The 13,766-nt window shown below is 69.4% G+C and carries 13 protein-coding genes; 4 read left to right on the top strand and 9 right to left on the bottom strand.

Annotated features, from left to right (window positions below):
- The first annotated feature begins 201 nt into the window (after positions 1 to 201).
- Together ACFZDI_RS15205 and ACFZDI_RS15200 are read left to right on the top strand one after the other, a co-directional pair.
- On the top strand, positions 202 to 984 hold the full coding sequence (locus tag ACFZDI_RS15205) for a DNA alkylation repair protein (RefSeq protein ID WP_391250768.1): 783 nt from the start codon (positions 202 to 204) through the stop codon (positions 982 to 984).
- A 38-nt stretch (positions 985 to 1,022) separates the two neighbouring features.
- The gene (locus ACFZDI_RS15200; protein WP_391250766.1) at positions 1,023 to 1,997 is read left to right on the top strand and encodes a DUF4872 domain-containing protein; all 975 of its coding nucleotides are present in this window, start codon (positions 1,023 to 1,025) and stop codon (positions 1,995 to 1,997) included.
- 85 nt (positions 1,998 to 2,082) lie between these two features.
- On the opposite strand, the gene ACFZDI_RS15195 is transcribed toward ACFZDI_RS15200, so the two are convergent.
- From ACFZDI_RS15195 to ACFZDI_RS15185, 3 genes are all read right to left on the bottom strand, one after another.
- On the bottom strand, positions 2,083 to 3,183 hold the full coding sequence (locus tag ACFZDI_RS15195; RefSeq protein ID WP_391250765.1) for an AI-2E family transporter: 1,101 nt from the start codon (positions 3,181 to 3,183) through the stop codon (positions 2,083 to 2,085).
- A 135-nt stretch (positions 3,184 to 3,318) separates the two neighbouring features.
- Complete coding sequence (locus ACFZDI_RS15190; RefSeq protein WP_391250762.1) at positions 3,319 to 4,113, bottom strand: polysaccharide deacetylase family protein; 795 nt, start codon at positions 4,111 to 4,113, stop codon at positions 3,319 to 3,321.
- A gap of 177 nt (positions 4,114 to 4,290) precedes the next feature.
- Positions 4,291 to 4,506 carry a hypothetical protein gene (locus ACFZDI_RS15185; protein WP_234749602.1) on the bottom strand — a complete coding sequence of 72 codons (216 nt, stop codon included), beginning with the start codon at positions 4,504 to 4,506 and terminating at the stop codon, positions 4,291 to 4,293.
- Positions 4,507 to 4,812: 306 nt separating this feature from the next.
- Here ACFZDI_RS15185 and ACFZDI_RS15180 point away from each other — a divergent pair, with 306 nt between their 5' ends.
- Positions 4,813 to 5,001 carry a hypothetical protein gene (locus ACFZDI_RS15180; protein WP_391250760.1) on the top strand — a complete coding sequence of 63 codons (189 nt, stop codon included), beginning with the start codon at positions 4,813 to 4,815 and terminating at the stop codon, positions 4,999 to 5,001.
- A gap of 17 nt (positions 5,002 to 5,018) precedes the next feature.
- On the opposite strand, the gene ACFZDI_RS15175 is transcribed toward ACFZDI_RS15180, so the two are convergent.
- From ACFZDI_RS15175 to ACFZDI_RS15150, 6 genes are all read right to left on the bottom strand, one after another.
- Entirely contained in the window at positions 5,019 to 6,968 is a 1,950-nt protein-coding gene (locus tag ACFZDI_RS15175) for an SMI1/KNR4 family protein (protein WP_391250758.1), read from the bottom strand.
- 120 nt (positions 6,969 to 7,088) lie between these two features.
- Positions 7,089 to 7,910, bottom strand: coding sequence for a hypothetical protein (locus ACFZDI_RS15170; RefSeq protein ID WP_234749608.1), 822 nt, complete (start codon positions 7,908 to 7,910; stop codon positions 7,089 to 7,091).
- Positions 7,894 to 8,397, bottom strand: coding sequence for a hypothetical protein (locus ACFZDI_RS15165; RefSeq protein WP_391250756.1), 504 nt, complete (start codon positions 8,395 to 8,397; stop codon positions 7,894 to 7,896). The genes ACFZDI_RS15170 and ACFZDI_RS15165 overlap by 17 nt, the downstream gene beginning before the upstream one ends.
- Positions 8,394 to 9,059 carry a Rab family GTPase gene (locus tag ACFZDI_RS15160; protein WP_391250754.1) on the bottom strand — a complete coding sequence of 222 codons (666 nt, stop codon included), beginning with the start codon at positions 9,057 to 9,059 and terminating at the stop codon, positions 8,394 to 8,396. Before ACFZDI_RS15160 ends, ACFZDI_RS15165 begins: the two co-directional genes overlap by 4 nt.
- 212 nt (positions 9,060 to 9,271) lie before the next feature.
- Positions 9,272 to 10,159, bottom strand: a complete 888-nt coding sequence (locus ACFZDI_RS15155) for an SDR family oxidoreductase (protein ID WP_234749613.1) — start codon at positions 10,157 to 10,159, stop codon at positions 9,272 to 9,274.
- 324 nt (positions 10,160 to 10,483) lie between these two features.
- The gene (locus tag ACFZDI_RS15150) at positions 10,484 to 11,926 is read right to left on the bottom strand and encodes a non-reducing end alpha-L-arabinofuranosidase family hydrolase (protein ID WP_391250751.1); all 1,443 of its coding nucleotides are present in this window, start codon (positions 11,924 to 11,926) and stop codon (positions 10,484 to 10,486) included.
- Between the two features lie 410 nt (positions 11,927 to 12,336).
- Between ACFZDI_RS15150 and ACFZDI_RS15145 the strand changes: the two genes are divergently transcribed.
- Positions 12,337 to 13,764, top strand: coding sequence for an endo-1,4-beta-xylanase (locus ACFZDI_RS15145; RefSeq protein ID WP_391250749.1), 1,428 nt, complete (start codon positions 12,337 to 12,339; stop codon positions 13,762 to 13,764).
- The last annotated feature ends 2 nt before the right edge of the window (positions 13,765 to 13,766 follow it).

Genomic DNA, 13,766 nt, shown 5'->3' with positions numbered 1-13,766 from the left:
GCGCGATGATACGGCGCCAGCCTGCCATCCTGCCGCAGACCGAGGACCTGCCGAGTGCGGACGGCCGTGCCGGGGGCACGCCGTTACTTGAACCCGGGCCGGATCTGGGCGAGTCTGACCGCTGCCGAACGGGCGCCGAGGCCGATCCTGATCACATCGGTCTCTCCCATCCGGGATCGACGTGAGGGAGGGGCCGAGGCCATGGACGTCACAGCCGCGGCCGGGGACCTTCTGGCATCCCTGGCGGCGCGGGCCGACGCGGATGTCGCCGCCGGGACGCAGCGGTACTTCCCCCGGAAGATCGACGCCCTGGGCGTGAGCAACGCCTCCGTCCTCGCGCTCGCCAACGGCTACGTCCGTGCCCGGCCGGACATCCCCCCGGCCACGCGCCTGGCCCTGACGGAAGAGGTGCTGTCGCGCGCCTCGCACCACGAGGAGGTCCTGCTCGGCTTCGCGCTCCTGCACAAGGTCGCGAGGACCGGGCTCGGTGACGAACTCCTCGACCGCAGCGAGCACTGGCTGGAAACGTATGTGTCCAACTGGGCGCAGTGCGACGACCTCTGCCTGAAGCTGCTGTACCCGTTCTTCCTCGGGCACCTCGACCGGATCCCGTGGACGCGGCGCTGGGTGGCGTCCCGGTCGCCCTGGGCGAGACGCGCCGCGAACGTGGCCGTCGTGAAGTTCGTCCGGCGCGCGGTGGGGCGGACGGTGTTCGAACTGCCCCTGTCGCACGTCTTCGACAACTGCACCCGGCTGATGCACGACGAGGACGTGTACGTGCAGAAGGGCTGCGGGTGGCTGCTCAAGGTCACCGCCGAGGCCCACCAGGACGAAGTGGCCGTGTTCCTGCGCACGTGGCACGGCGACATGGCGCGCACCACCTTCCGGTACGCGATCGAGAAGATGGACCCGCAGACGCGGACATCCCTGATGACGCTGGGCAAGGAGCCCCCCGGGCGCACCACTCGGCGAGCCGCTACGTGATAAACCCTCAACCGGAGGAAGGACACGTCGTGTTACTCATGAACGGGCAACCGTATGTCGGTCACCACTGCGAATCGACGTCCCTGGTCAACCTCCTCCGGCAACGCGGTGTCGACCTGTCGGAGCCACTCGTCTTCGGCCTGGGCAGCGGATTGTCCTTCACCTATTGGCGCAGCAAGCAGATGCCGACGCCGTTCATCGGCGGCCGCGTCAAGCCGGACGGGCTGACCGCCCAGATCACCCGGACGCTCGGTCTGCGCCTGACGGTCAGGGAGACCTCCTCCGAGAAGCGGGCCCGGGAACAACTGCTCCAGGACCTCGACTCGGGGACGGTGGTCGGTCTCAAGCTCGATCGCTACGAGCTCGACTACTCCACGGACGACTACCGGTTCGCGGCCCACTACGTCGCCTGCGTCGGCCACGACGGCGACAGGTTCGCCCTCGTCGAGACCAGACCGCTGGGGCTGCGGTGGGCCTCCGGCGAGTCCCTGGCCCGGGCACGCAGCGCCCGGGGCCCGATGAGCTCACGCAATCTGTCCTTCACCATCGCCCCTCCCGACGGCCCGCTGCCCGACCTCGCAGAGGCCGCCCGCCGAGCCATCCGGACGACGGCGGAGACTTTCCTGAACCCTCCGATCGCCAACCTGGGCTTCAAGGGAATGCACAAGGCAGCGGATCTGATGCCCGGCTGGATCGACGACCTCGCATCACCCCGGGAGGCGCTCGTCGAGATGGCCACGATCATGGAGGAAGGCGGAACCGGCGGCGGCCTCTTCCGCACCATGTGGGCGGACTTCCTCGCCGAGACCGCCGACCTCACGGGCACGGCCGCGTTCAGCGACCTGTCGGACGCGTACCGCCTGGTGTCGGGGAACTGGACCAGGGTGGCGCAGCTCCTCCATGAGGCGGGAACCACCAGTGAGCGGGCTCCCCTGGAACAGGCGTCGAAGCTGGTCCACGCACTCGCGCAGGAGGAGCGACGCCTGATGCGGCGGCTGTCGGACGCTGCCTGAGCCAGGGCGCCCTCCCGCGAGTTCTCCTGGAGGAGCGCGGTGGGACGAGTGAACGGGTGAGCCGGCACGGGCGCCCCCCGGGCACTCAGGAAGCTTCGTCCGCAGGTGCCCGCAGCGCCTGGTACACGGACCACACCACGGCCACCAGGGGCACGGCCACCACCGCACCGATCACCCCCGCCGCGACCGCCCCGCCGACCACCGCGAGGGCGACCACCACCGGGTGGAGCCGAACGGCCCAGCTCATCACGACGGGGTGCAGCACGTGTCCCTCGATCTGGCCGATGACCACGATCAGGGCGACGACCACCAAAGCGATGAGCGGCCCCTTCGACGCCAGGGCGACGACCGCCGCGATCGCCAGCGCGATGGGTGAGCCGATCAGGGGGATGAACGCGGCCATGAACTCCAGCAGGGCCAACGGCACCGCGAGCGGCACCCCGAGCGCGAACAGCGCGATGCCCACGAGGACCGCGTTGGTCGCCGCCACCAGCAGAATGCCGTGGGTATAGCCGGTGAAGGTCCGCCAGGCGGCCCCCGCCCCGACTGCGAACCGCTGCCGGGCCCGGCGGGGGAGCTGGTCGCACAGCCACTGCCACTGCTTCTCACCGGAGTGCGTGAAGAAGACGGCGCAGAACAGGGCCAGCGCGAGCACGGTCAGCACCTCCACCAGCCGGCTCGCGCCGCTGAGCGCCGTACTGATGAGGGCGGAGCGGTGGTCCGACAGGAGCTTGCCGATGCGGGACTGGAGGTCGTCGAACGCGTTCGCGGGGAGCCTGAAGGGCGGGTCCTCCAGGCGCCGTTCGATCCGGTCGATCCCCGCCACGAACTCCTTCTCCAGCCCGGTCCGCTGGTCCGCCACGGTCTCACCCACCAGGGCGAGTGCCCCGAGGACGAGGACGATGCCGCCGATGAGTGCGGTGGCCACCGCGAGCGGCCGGGGCATGAAGCGGGCCAGCCGCCCCGCCACGGGCCGGAGCACCGCCGTGATGACGAGACCGAGGAAGACGGCGACGGCGATCCGGTGGAACTGCCCGAGCACGGAGAAGGCGACCCGGACGACGATGCCGACGGCGATGAGCCGCCAGGCGTACGCGGCCGCGGTGCGCAGCACGCCCGGCACGCGGGACTCGGCGTCGTCCAGGCGCGGCAGCGCCGAGGAGGGAGGCTCGGGGAGCGTCGGCATCTCATGCCCGTACCACCCACCGGCCGCCCAAGCGCGGAGCGGACCCGGAATTCCCCCGAAGGCCGGTACCGGCCCGGGCCGGCGGACCCGCCGGGGGAGCGCTGTGCCGCGCAAGCCGTCGTGTCCGGGTCCGCCCTACTCCGCCTGCGCCTGGCGCTCGGGGAAGCCGAAGGAGTAGCCCTGCTCCTTCAGCCACGGCAGAACCTCGCGCAGCGCGGCGACTGTCTGCGCGCGGTCTCCGCCCGCGTCGTGGAAGAGGAGGGTCGGGCCGTTGGCGATCTCGTTCTTCACGGTGGCGACGATGGCGTTCGCGCCGGGGCGCTCGAAGTCCTTGGAGTCGATGTTCCACCCGAGCGGGCGCATGCCGTGGGACGCGGCGAGGCGACGACTGTAGGGGGTGAAGGCGCCCCCGGGCGCCCGGTAGTACTGCGGACGGACGCCTCCGGACGCCTCGGTGATCATGCGCTCGGCGTCCAGGATCTGCCGGGACTGGTACGACGTGGGCTTGCGGTCCATGGTGACGTCGTGTGCGACCGTGTGGTTGCAGAGCCGGTGCCCGGCCGCCACCACCGCCTTGACCATGTCCGGGTGGGCCTCGGCCTGCTCGCCCACCATGCAGAACGTGGCCTTCACGCCGTTGTCCCGCAGCAGCCGCAGCACCTCGGGCGTCCACACGGGATCGGGGCCGTCGTCGATGGTGATGTTGACGCCGCGGTCGCCCGCGTCCGAGGCGTGCGCGATGTCCGCCGACACGGGCGTCGCCTTGCGGCCCTGCGACGGGGCGGGCGGCGCCGCGACGCCCTGGGCGGGTCGCCCTTCGGTGGCACCGAGTTGCGCGTTCCAGAACGAGGTCAGGCCGGCCACCGCGGTCACCCCGAGCGCCGCCGCCGCCACTTTGGCGTACCATCCCCGTCCGCCGCTTCGCACCATGTCTTCCGTTCCTTCGCCGTCGCCGTGGAGCCCGTGCGTACGGCAAGAGGGCGGAAGACGCCCGGTGGATCCGTCTGTTACGGATCACGGACAAACCCGTTTCCGGGGCGAGGACACGGCGACCGACCTGTTCCGGAAGCGGCAAAGACGGGTCGTTCGCTTCTGGACCGGGTCGTTCTAGGCCTCCCCGCGTTCCAGGACCCGGCGTGCGGCCTCGGCCTCGGCCGCGGCGGGCGACAGTTCGTCGAGGGTGTCGAGCTCGTCGTCCGCCTCCAGTTCCCGTTCCCAGGCCGCCGCGAGGCGTTCCTGCTCCTCGCGGGGCCTGGCGCCGACCGCTTCGCGGTGCTCCGGGTCCAGAGCTGCCAGGAATCGTCCGAGCGGGTCCGTGGGCATACGAGGCTCCTTGTCGTGGGGAAGGGGCGCGACCTGTGCCCCAGCATGGCCGAACTCCCGCGCCCCGGCCGCCCGACACAGCCGGGGGGACACCGCCTTGGCCCCCTCGCCCTGCCGCTCTCGGCTCCTGCCGCCCGCTCCGGGCAGGTCAGGGGTCGATCTCGTGCGGCGGCCGGTCACCTTGTCGATCAAGGTCACGGATGGCAGGGTGGGCGCCGCCTGCCGACACACAGCCCTCCAGGAGCCCAGCCAGCGCGGGTACAGCCCGGTACCGCCGCCCAAGGTCCAGGCCGGGTTGACCTGACCGTGCCGTACCCGCCCGAGGCATGGCGGGGCCGGATCCGGGCCAGCGCCGGGGTCGGCGCCAGCCTGCCGCCGGACCAGGTGCAGCGCTTCGACGACGCCCTCGGCCGTGTGCTGCGCGAGCGCTTCCCCGGCGAGGTGGTCCAAGTGCCGCACCGCACTTGGGCCGTTGTGGCCACGAGGGGCGATTGAGCACGACCTCGACCGGATCATCCCGTCCGGAGCACCATGAAGGTCTCTCCGTCCCGCGGCGGGCGCGTCCAGGAACGGCTGGGGAACGTGTGCAGCCGCCCGTGCACGAGGGCGTGACGCGGCAGGTGGACGCCGAACTCCCCGGCCACCGCTTCCAGCAGCGGCCGCTCCGCCCCGACGGCGTCCGCCGTGTCATCGAAGAACCGGGCCGGGTCCAGCGACCGCGGTATCTCCCCGCTGGACCGGACCTCGCCCTCGGCGTAGGTGAACGCGTACTGCTCGGCGCCGTCCCGCGCCACCGACAGGTGGAAGAAGGGCTCGCCGTGCCACGCCCGCAGCCCGCTCCACACCACCACGGCACGGGTGCCCTGGGCGGTGGACGCGGCCGGTGAGACGAACCGTCGTCGGTCGAACGGGGCCGGGTCGCCGTCGAAGGCGAAGCTCCAGTCGGCGCCGGCCCTGCCGACCGCCATGACAGCCCGGTCGTCGAAGGAGGAGAACTCCCGCCGGTTGCATAGCCGTTCGTCGCGCGTCTCCCACGAAGTCAGGGGCCGGCTCAGCACGGTGCCGTCCTCGCTGCTCTCCGCGCCGCCGTCCTCACTGCTCTCCTCGCCGCCGTCCGAGAGGAGCGCGGGCAGCTCGTGCGGCTCGGCCCCCTCGACCAGGACGAACCGGTAGGACGTGCGGTTGTTGCCCGGGTCCGGCTCAGCCAGCCACGCCAGGCCACCCGGGTCGAGACCGGCCGACGGAGTCGGTGCCGCGCCCGGCTGACCGCCCCTCGGCGTGGACAGCAGCTCCCGGCCCCGCTCCGGTGTCAGCAGCGATCCGAGCAGGGGGTCGGCCACCCAGCCCAGGGGTGCCAGATGATCCGGCCCCAGCGGCTGCCACAGGGGCAGGGCGTCGGCCAGTGCCCGCCATGCGCCGTCGCAGTCCCCCCACCGCGCCAGCTCCCGCGCCCTGCCGACCGCCTCGCCGAACCGTCCGATCGCCGTGTACCGGTACGTGCCGCCACGCACCTGTTCCAGCGTCGCGTACGCCAGTGACACCACCTCCTGGTCGGCGCCCCGCAGGTGGTACACCAGGCTGGAGTCGCCCCGGTACGAGTGCGCCGCGTGCTCGGCCACCAGCGCCGGCAGCAGCTCGGGCGCGTACCGCGGGTCCGTCACCAGTCCGTCGAAATAGACCATGGAGGTCTGCCCCAGGAGACGGCGTATCTGGTCACCCAGCCCGGCGGCTCGCGGTCTGCCGTACTCCCGGGCCTCGTCCAGCGCCCGCAGGGCCCGCTCCCAGCCGCCGCGCAGTACCTCCTGCCGGGCGTCCTCCATCCGCGCGTCCAGCGCGCGCGTCGTGTCGTTCACGAACTCCCCGCCGTCCCCGTTCGACCGCAGGCTGTGGAACTCCCGGTACGCGTCCTGCATGAAGGCCAGGAAGCTCGCGTGCCGCTCGGGCGGCTCCGCAAGCCAGCTCGCCCAGGTGTGCACGGCCCACTCGCCGTTCTCGTCCACATCCGTGGGATCCATGAGGACGTAGGTGGCGTCGGACTCGACGTCGAGCTGCAGGGCGCGCCGTCCGGGGTCGCCCTCCCGCGGTTCCCCGGGCTCGTCGCCCGCGTCGCGCCCGTTTTCGTCCTCGCCCTCGTAGTCCTCGAACAATTCGGCGAGCCATGACGGGTCTTCGTGCCAGCGCAGGTCCCGCGTCCCCGCCAGCCGCCACACGAACCCACCCGCGTGCCGCCACCCGTCGGTGACCGCGAGGAACTCCCGGTACGACGGGGGCATGCGCAGGCCCAGGCGCTGCTCCATGGCCGCGATCCGCTCCTCGGGCGCGGGTGGGAATCCCAGCCACCGCGTCTGCCGGGCGACCTCGTCGTCCTCGCCCCTCTCCTCATCCTCCGGCAGGGAATCCGCCCACTCCCCACTCCACCTGAGCAGGAAGGACCGCCAGTCGAATGCCGTGGTGTCCGTCATGGGCCCGATGCTGCCAGCCGCCACTGACAAAGCCCGCGGCCCACCCCGGGCGTCGGCTGAGACTCTCGCCCCACGGGTCACCTGCGTGCAAACACGGGCCTCTACGACAGACCTTGGCGTTCAGAACCCGACTTTGAGGGCGAGTGAGACCATCCTCGTTCTTTCGAATTGGACCCTGAACGTGTTGCTCATGCTTGCCTCAGCCTTCGCGTGCCGACGCCCGAGCGTGGCCTCGAGACCGGCGGCGGTCTTGCAGAACAGATCGAAATCGCGATTCAGCTCGCTGAGCAGATTGACCTCGAGTGACAGGCTCGTCGACACATTGTGTGCCCCGTCCCGCTGCTCGATGAAGATACGCAGGTCTTCGACGTCGCCCGGATCGTATCCGTCCAGGACCTCAAGAGCTCCCGCGATCGAAGGCACGTGGCCCGGCCAGTTTCCTTCCGCCTCGATGGTCAGCTTCAGATCATGACGCAGATGGGCGGCAAGATTGACCGAACTCTGTTCCTCCACGGACAGGCCGGCTTTCGGCGGTTTCTTCCGGGCCTCTCCGTCCCGTCCGGCCCGCGCCTGGGCGGTGTACTCATGGTCGACGCCGAACTTCCCCGAATCCGCTCGGGACTCCATGACGTGCAGCGACTTGGCCCCGAGTTCCTTGCACACCTTGAGTGCGAGACGGCACTTCCGCAACGCCGTCCCGTGAATCGCGTTGTCCGCCGCGACGTAACGGTGGGCGGAGTCACGATCGCGCACATAGGCCAGATCGGGGTGCAGGACGGTCTCCCGCAGTTCGGGGAAGCGCTTCCACCGGCCGAACAGCGGGACCGGCACGATCGTGATGCGGTGATCGCGCAGCCGTTCCGGGTCATCGTCGGAGATGCGAACGAAATCCTCCAGCGATACCGTCAGCAGCCGATCGGCCAGTTCATCCGGAATCCGCATGTTCCCCATCTGTCTTTGTGTCGCTTCGCTTCATTCTCGTCCTGGCGGCCTCCAACTGGCCTGCCAGCATGGTCTTCAGGGCCTGCTTCTTCTCGTCGACCCTCGATCGGGCGGCCCACGCGAGAACGGAGCGGAACTTCTCACGGTCCACACGGATCCTGCCGTCGAGCAGTACCTCGGTGATCCGTTCCGTGACCGCGGACTCCCAGCCGGCTGCGGAGTCGGGACCTTTGACGATGAAGACGACGCCCTGAGGTCCGCCACCGTCGTGGCTCAGCCCGACCGTCGTCTGAATCAACAGCCAATCGTGGTGGCGAACCACCAGACCGGGCTCGCCTCGGCGCTCCCGCCCTCGCCGGCAGACCTTGCCGATCCACTGGATCGCCGTTCGCTTCTCCTCGGACCGCCGGTGCGTCCCGTCGAGCCAGACGAAGGGCGGCTCGCCGCTCTCGTACTCCGCGTACACCAGCTTCAGAGGGACACTCACAGCATCGCCTGGATGACTTCGCCCGCGAGGATCTCGGCGGACTCACGCGTGGCGAGGCTGCCGGCCACCACCTTGGTCTTGTTGCGCACGCTCAGCAGGCTGATGAGGTCGCTGAGCTGCCCGCGCACCCGAGTCAGATAGGCGGCATGGCCCAGGAGGTCGTATCGGGAGTCCTTGTCGGTGAAGGTGATCACGAGAATGACCTTTTTGATCTTGGAGCTGTATCTCTTGATGCGAGCGGCGTCCGCGATCAGCCGCTCATACTCCTGGGACGCCCCGGGGTTTTCCTCATCCGCTTCGAGCTGGGGAGCCTTGATGAGGTAGAGGATGTATTGGGCTGCCTCCACACCGTCTCGCGAGGCGTCGAGGATTTCGTCCATCCCGCTGAAGTCCTTGACGTTCCTGAACTTGAGCGGCTTGTCGATCCAGAGAACCTTCTTCCCCGTGTCCAGCCGTATCCGGCCGATGAATTCACCGGCCGGATGGGTCCGGTGCACCGGCTCATCCCACTTGCCCTGCCAGGTGTTGAGCAGCGTGGTCTTGCCGCTCATCCCTTCACCGAGCACGATGATCTTCGCCGGGCGCTTGAGCTGGCGGACGGTGAGAGCCGTCCCGATCGCCCCCGACAGCACGACGGCACCGACAATCACAGGTAGCGGCAAATTCTGCTCCTTGCATGATCGAGAGAGCGCAGAGCGGCCCCTGAACGCTCGCCAATCGCTAATTCATCCAAGCAGATGCATGAAGATCGAGGTCGGCAATCACATGAATCTGCGTCTTGGTGGCAGACGTTGCTCGTCGGACCGCAAAGGCGTTCATCGAACGGGAGTCCCCCATGGGTGCGGCCGGAGAGTGAGAGGTCGGGCGCCGTGGGTCAGCGCCCCGCTGCTCGGACGACGTCGGCCAGGGGCGTGGCCGGGTGGCCGGTGAGGTGGGGTACGGCATCGCTGACACCGTCGAGTTCGCCGGAGGCGATGGCCGTGTACGTGGACACCCAGGCGTCCAGCTGCCAGGCCGGAGCGTCGTAGGAGGCACGCGAGGCGTAGGCCTCCTCGACCGTCTCCTGCCGGTAGGTGACGGTGCGTCCGAGCTGCTCGGACAGGACGACGGCCGCTTCGTCGAGCGTGAGGGACTCCGGCCCGGTCAGGTCGTAGGTGATGCCCGCGTGGTCGTCGGGCCGGGCCAGTACCGCCGCGGCCGCATCGGCGATGTCGTCCTGGCCGACGAACGCGGCGCGTCCCTGCCCGGCCGGGCCGCGGATGACTCCGTCCTCGCCGACGAGGTCGGGGACGAACTCGGCGTAGAGGTTGTCCCGGAGGAAGGTGTACGCCAGACCGCTCGCCCGGATGTGCTGCTCGGTGTGGAAGTGGTCGCGCGCCAGGGTGAAGGTGGCGTCGGGGGCCGCGCCGTAGAAGGAGAGGTAGACCAGGTGCCGGACACCCGCCTCCGCTGCGGCGTCCACGAACGCCTTGTGCGTCTCCAGCCGGTCGGCACTCTCGGAGGCGGAGACCATGAAGACGGTGCGGGTGCCGACGAGGGCCTCGCGCACGGCGTCCCGGTCGGCGTAGTCGCCGCGCACGGCGACGGCCGCGGCCAGCCGTGGCGCGCGCTTCGGGCTGCGGACCAGGAGTTTCAGCGGGACGCCCCGCTCGGCCAGACGCCGTGCGACGCGTCCGCCGAGCCGGCCGGTGGAGCCGGTGACGACGGTCGTGGGGGCGGGCGCCGCGGTGGTACCGGCGCATCCGTTGGCTGTCTCGGACATACGCGTGTCTCTTCCTCGGGTGGTGACGGCGGGCTCTCCCTGGAGCGGCGGATCACGCCAGGATTCCTTCAGCCCGGCACAGGCGTCGCTTCCGCTGCCCTCTTTCCGGCGAAGCGTCTGCCGGCACACGGTGGCGAGACCGCGGCCCGGATCTCGGACCAGCTCGGCTTCGTCACGCCTTCCCAGTTCAGCACGTACTTCACACACCGCACGGTCCGTTCCCCGATCCACTTCCGCGGCGTGGTCAGAGGACGCACCGAGGGCCCCGGACGGTCCGGGGCCCTCGGTCAGGGCTGAGACAGGACGCGCGGACGCGTCACACCGTCAGCGCCGCAGCGTCAGCAGACCCGGACGGTAGGGCAGCAGACCGTAGTCGCCGCCGGAGTTCGGGCTGCGTCCCTGGTAGAGCAGCTGCAGATGGCAGGGGTCGACGGTCATGGTCTGATCGGGGCCGGTGCGGATCAGTTCGCCGTGGCTGATGTCGTTGGTCCAGGTGGCGCCGCTGTTGGCCTTGCCGGCGAAGGGATTGGACTCGGTCGCGGCCTGGGGCGTCCAAGAGCCGTTGAGGCTGGTGGCCGTGAACGAGCGGAAGTAGCGGCCCTGCGAGCCGATCGCCTCGACGATCATGAGGTAGCGGTTCTGGCCCTGGAGCTTGTAGACCTGCGGGGCCTCGAACAGGTTGTTCGTCGTGTCGCTCATGACCACGGTGGAGTTCGAGCCGAAGCTGCCCGGGAAGTTCCCGATCGGCATGCCGGCCCGGTAGATCTTGCCGTTGTCACCGGCGAAGAACAGGTAGATGTTCGACCCGTCGGCGATGAGCGTCTGGTCGATGGGCCCCGTCCCGGATCCGGAGATGCTTCCGGAGAAGAGCACCTGCGGGGAGGACCAGGCATGGGGGTTGGTGGGGTCGCTCGACGTCCGGTACGAGAAGGCGGTCCCGCCCCACTGGTAGGCGAGCACCCAGATGTTCTTCGGCGCGAAGTAGAAGAGTGTGGGCGCGACGGTGGAGGCCGACATCGTGTTCTGGCCGGCCGAGGCCATGTCCGACCAGTTGGTGAAGGGGGTGAAACTCATCGAGCCCCACTTCGTCCCCGTGTCGTGCGTCGTCGCGTAGACGAGTTGCCTGCCGTTGTAGGGGACGACGGTGAAGTCCTTGAGCGAGACCCACCCCGGCTTGGGCTGCGCCAGCGCGCCCGTCGATGTCCAGCGGTAGGACGACGGGAGATCGCACGAGCCGGGGTTGCCGGCGCCGACCTTGACGAGTTGCCACTGCTGGTTGGCGCCGCCCCAGTCGTCGTACTGCACGACGTTCGCGTTGTCGGCGGTGGCGGCGCCCTGCACTTCGAGGGCCTTGTTGCTGTGGCGCGAAATGAGCCTCACGAAGCCGTCCGAGCTGTCGGCCAGCCGCCACTGCTGGTTGGTGCCGTTCTGGTCGGCCCACTGCACGATCGCGCCGCCGTTCGCGGTGGACCGGTTGTGGACGTCCAGCACCTTGCCCGAGTGGCGGGACTTGATGCGGTAGTAGCCGTCGCCGGAGTCGACGAACTGCCACTGCTGCTGGTTCTGATCGTTCCTGGTCCACTGGGTGATGCGGGCGCCGTCGCTGGTCGCCATGTTGTAGACGTCCAGCGCTTTGCCGCTGTTGCGGTTGACCAGCACGTACGAGGCATTGGGGTCCACGGCCGCCGCGGCGGCGGGCTGGGCGCCGAGAAAGGCGGCCACGAGCAACAAGGGGGCAAGTACGGCGAACAAGCGTCTTGGACGCATCAGAGAGCGCTCCTGATCATCTCGAATGTTTCGAAGAATTCCCGGAAGCTTTGCCGCCACAAGCTAGGAATGCGGAGCTGTCCGGTCAAGGCCTGTCACTGATCTGTCCACAAACCGCGCCTCAGGCGCCTCTTGGGCGGAGGTGTCGCGGGTGGATCTCGGGCATGGATCGCGAAAGATTTCGAGCTCTTAGTCGAAACATCTCCCGTCGGAGGTGTTGACGATGCATCGTCAACACCTCAACATCCCTGTCTGTGAACCCGTACGCGGTTCGATATGACGAACCGTGGGCCGAAAGCGCGCGCCACCCCGTCCCGTTCCGGTGACCGCCGTGCGTCACTCAAGGCGGCCGGCCGGGTGTCGTCCGTGCACGTCAGTCCTTGTGTGATGTCCACCTTGGAGGCACAGTCATGGGCTTGTACGCCCTTTCCGGACCGGTTGTCCGCCGGCGGATCCGCGGCCTGCTGCCGGCGCTGCTGGCCGGCGTCCTCGGCGCGGCCGCACTGGTCTCACCACCGGCCGCACACGCCGCCGAGAACACGCTCGGCGCCGCCGCGGCGCAGAGCGGCCGCTACTTCGGCACTGCCATCGCCTCGGGCAGACTGGGCGACCCGGCCTACACGACGATCGCGAACCGTGAGTTCAACTCGGTGACGGCCGAGAACGAGATGAAGATCGACGCCACCGAACCGCAGCGAGGCCAGTTCAACTTCGCCGCCGCCGACCGCGTCTTCAACTGGGCCGTGCAGAACGGCAAGCAGGTGCGCGGCCACACCCTGGCCTGGCACTCCCAGCAGCCCGGCTGGATGCAGAGCCTCAGCGGCAGCACCCTGCGCCAGGCGATGATCGGCCACATCAACGGCGTCATGGCGCACTACAAGGGCCGGATCGCCCAGTGGGACGTCGTGAACGAGGCCTTCGCCGACGGCAGTTCGGGAGCCCGGCGCGACTCCAACCTGCAGCGCACCGGCAACGACTGGATCGAGGTCGCCTTCCGCACCGCCCGCGCCGCCGACCCGGCCGCCAAGCTCTGCTACAACGACTACAACGTCGAGAACTGGACCTGGGCGAAGACCCAGGCGATGTACAACATGGTCCGCGACTTCAAGCAGCGCGGTGTGCCGATCGACTGCGTCGGCTTCCAGTCGCACTTCAACAGCGGCAGCCCGTACAACAGCAACTTCCGCACCACGCTGCAGAACTTCGCCGCCCTCGGTGTCGACGTGGCCATCACCGAACTCGACATCCAGGGCGCCCCGGCCTCGACCTACGCCAACGTGACCAACGACTGCCTGGCCGTCCCGCGCTGCCTCGGCATCACCGTCTGGGGCGTGCGCGACACCGACTCCTGGCGGTCGGAGCAGACGCCGCTGCTGTTCAACGGCGACGGCAGCAAGAAGCCCGCCCACGCCGCCGTCCTCAACGCCCTCAACGGCGGCACCTCCACGCCTCCTTCGGGTTCCGGACAGATCAAGGGCATCGGTTCGGGCCGCTGCCTGGACGTGCCCGGCGCCGGCACCACCGACGGAACCCAGCTCCAGCTGTGGGACTGCCACGGCAACGCCAACCAGCAGTGGACGTACACCGACGCCGGCGAGCTCAGGGTCTACGGCAACAAGTGCCTGGACGCCGCCGGCACCGGCAACGGCACCAAGGTCCAGATCTACAGCTGCTGGGGCGGCGACAACCAGAAGTGGCGCCTCAACTCCGACGGCACCATCGTCGGCGTCCAGTCCGGCCTCTGCCTCGACTCCGTCGCGGGCGGCACCGCCAACGGCACCCTGATCCAGATCTCCACCTGCTCCAACGGCGGCAACCAGCGCTGGACCCGCACCTGATG

The sequence above is a fragment of the Streptomyces sp. NPDC007907 genome, from assembly GCF_042959365.1.
Lineage (GTDB): Bacteria > Actinomycetota > Actinomycetes > Streptomycetales > Streptomycetaceae > Streptomyces > Streptomyces indiaensis.
The sequence above is the reverse complement of the archived record's forward strand: the minus strand, read 5'-3'. Positions and strand labels throughout refer to the sequence as shown.

Bases quoted from the DNA above. Each gene is read 5' to 3' on its own strand.
- ACFZDI_RS15205 (WP_391250768.1), top strand. From the start codon at position 202: ATGGACGTCACAGCCGCGGCCGGGGACCTTCTGGCATCCCTGGCGGCG.
- ACFZDI_RS15200 (WP_391250766.1), top strand. From the start codon at position 1,023: ATGAACGGGCAACCGTATGTCGGTCACCACTGCGAATCGACGTCCCTG.
- ACFZDI_RS15195 (WP_391250765.1), bottom strand. From the start codon at position 3,183: ATGCCGACGCTCCCCGAGCCTCCCTCCTCGGCGCTGCCGCGCCTGGAC.
- ACFZDI_RS15190 (WP_391250762.1), bottom strand. From the start codon at position 4,113: ATGGTGCGAAGCGGCGGACGGGGATGGTACGCCAAAGTGGCGGCGGCG.
- ACFZDI_RS15185 (WP_234749602.1), bottom strand. From the start codon at position 4,506: ATGCCCACGGACCCGCTCGGACGATTCCTGGCAGCTCTGGACCCGGAG.
- ACFZDI_RS15175 (WP_391250758.1), bottom strand. From the start codon at position 6,968: ATGACGGACACCACGGCATTCGACTGGCGGTCCTTCCTGCTCAGGTGG.
- ACFZDI_RS15170 (WP_234749608.1), bottom strand. From the start codon at position 7,910: ATGCGGATTCCGGATGAACTGGCCGATCGGCTGCTGACGGTATCGCTG.
- ACFZDI_RS15155 (WP_234749613.1), bottom strand. From the start codon at position 10,159: ATGTCCGAGACAGCCAACGGATGCGCCGGTACCACCGCGGCGCCCGCC.
- ACFZDI_RS15150 (WP_391250751.1), bottom strand. From the start codon at position 11,926: ATGCGTCCAAGACGCTTGTTCGCCGTACTTGCCCCCTTGTTGCTCGTG.
- ACFZDI_RS15145 (WP_391250749.1), top strand. From the start codon at position 12,337: ATGGGCTTGTACGCCCTTTCCGGACCGGTTGTCCGCCGGCGGATCCGC.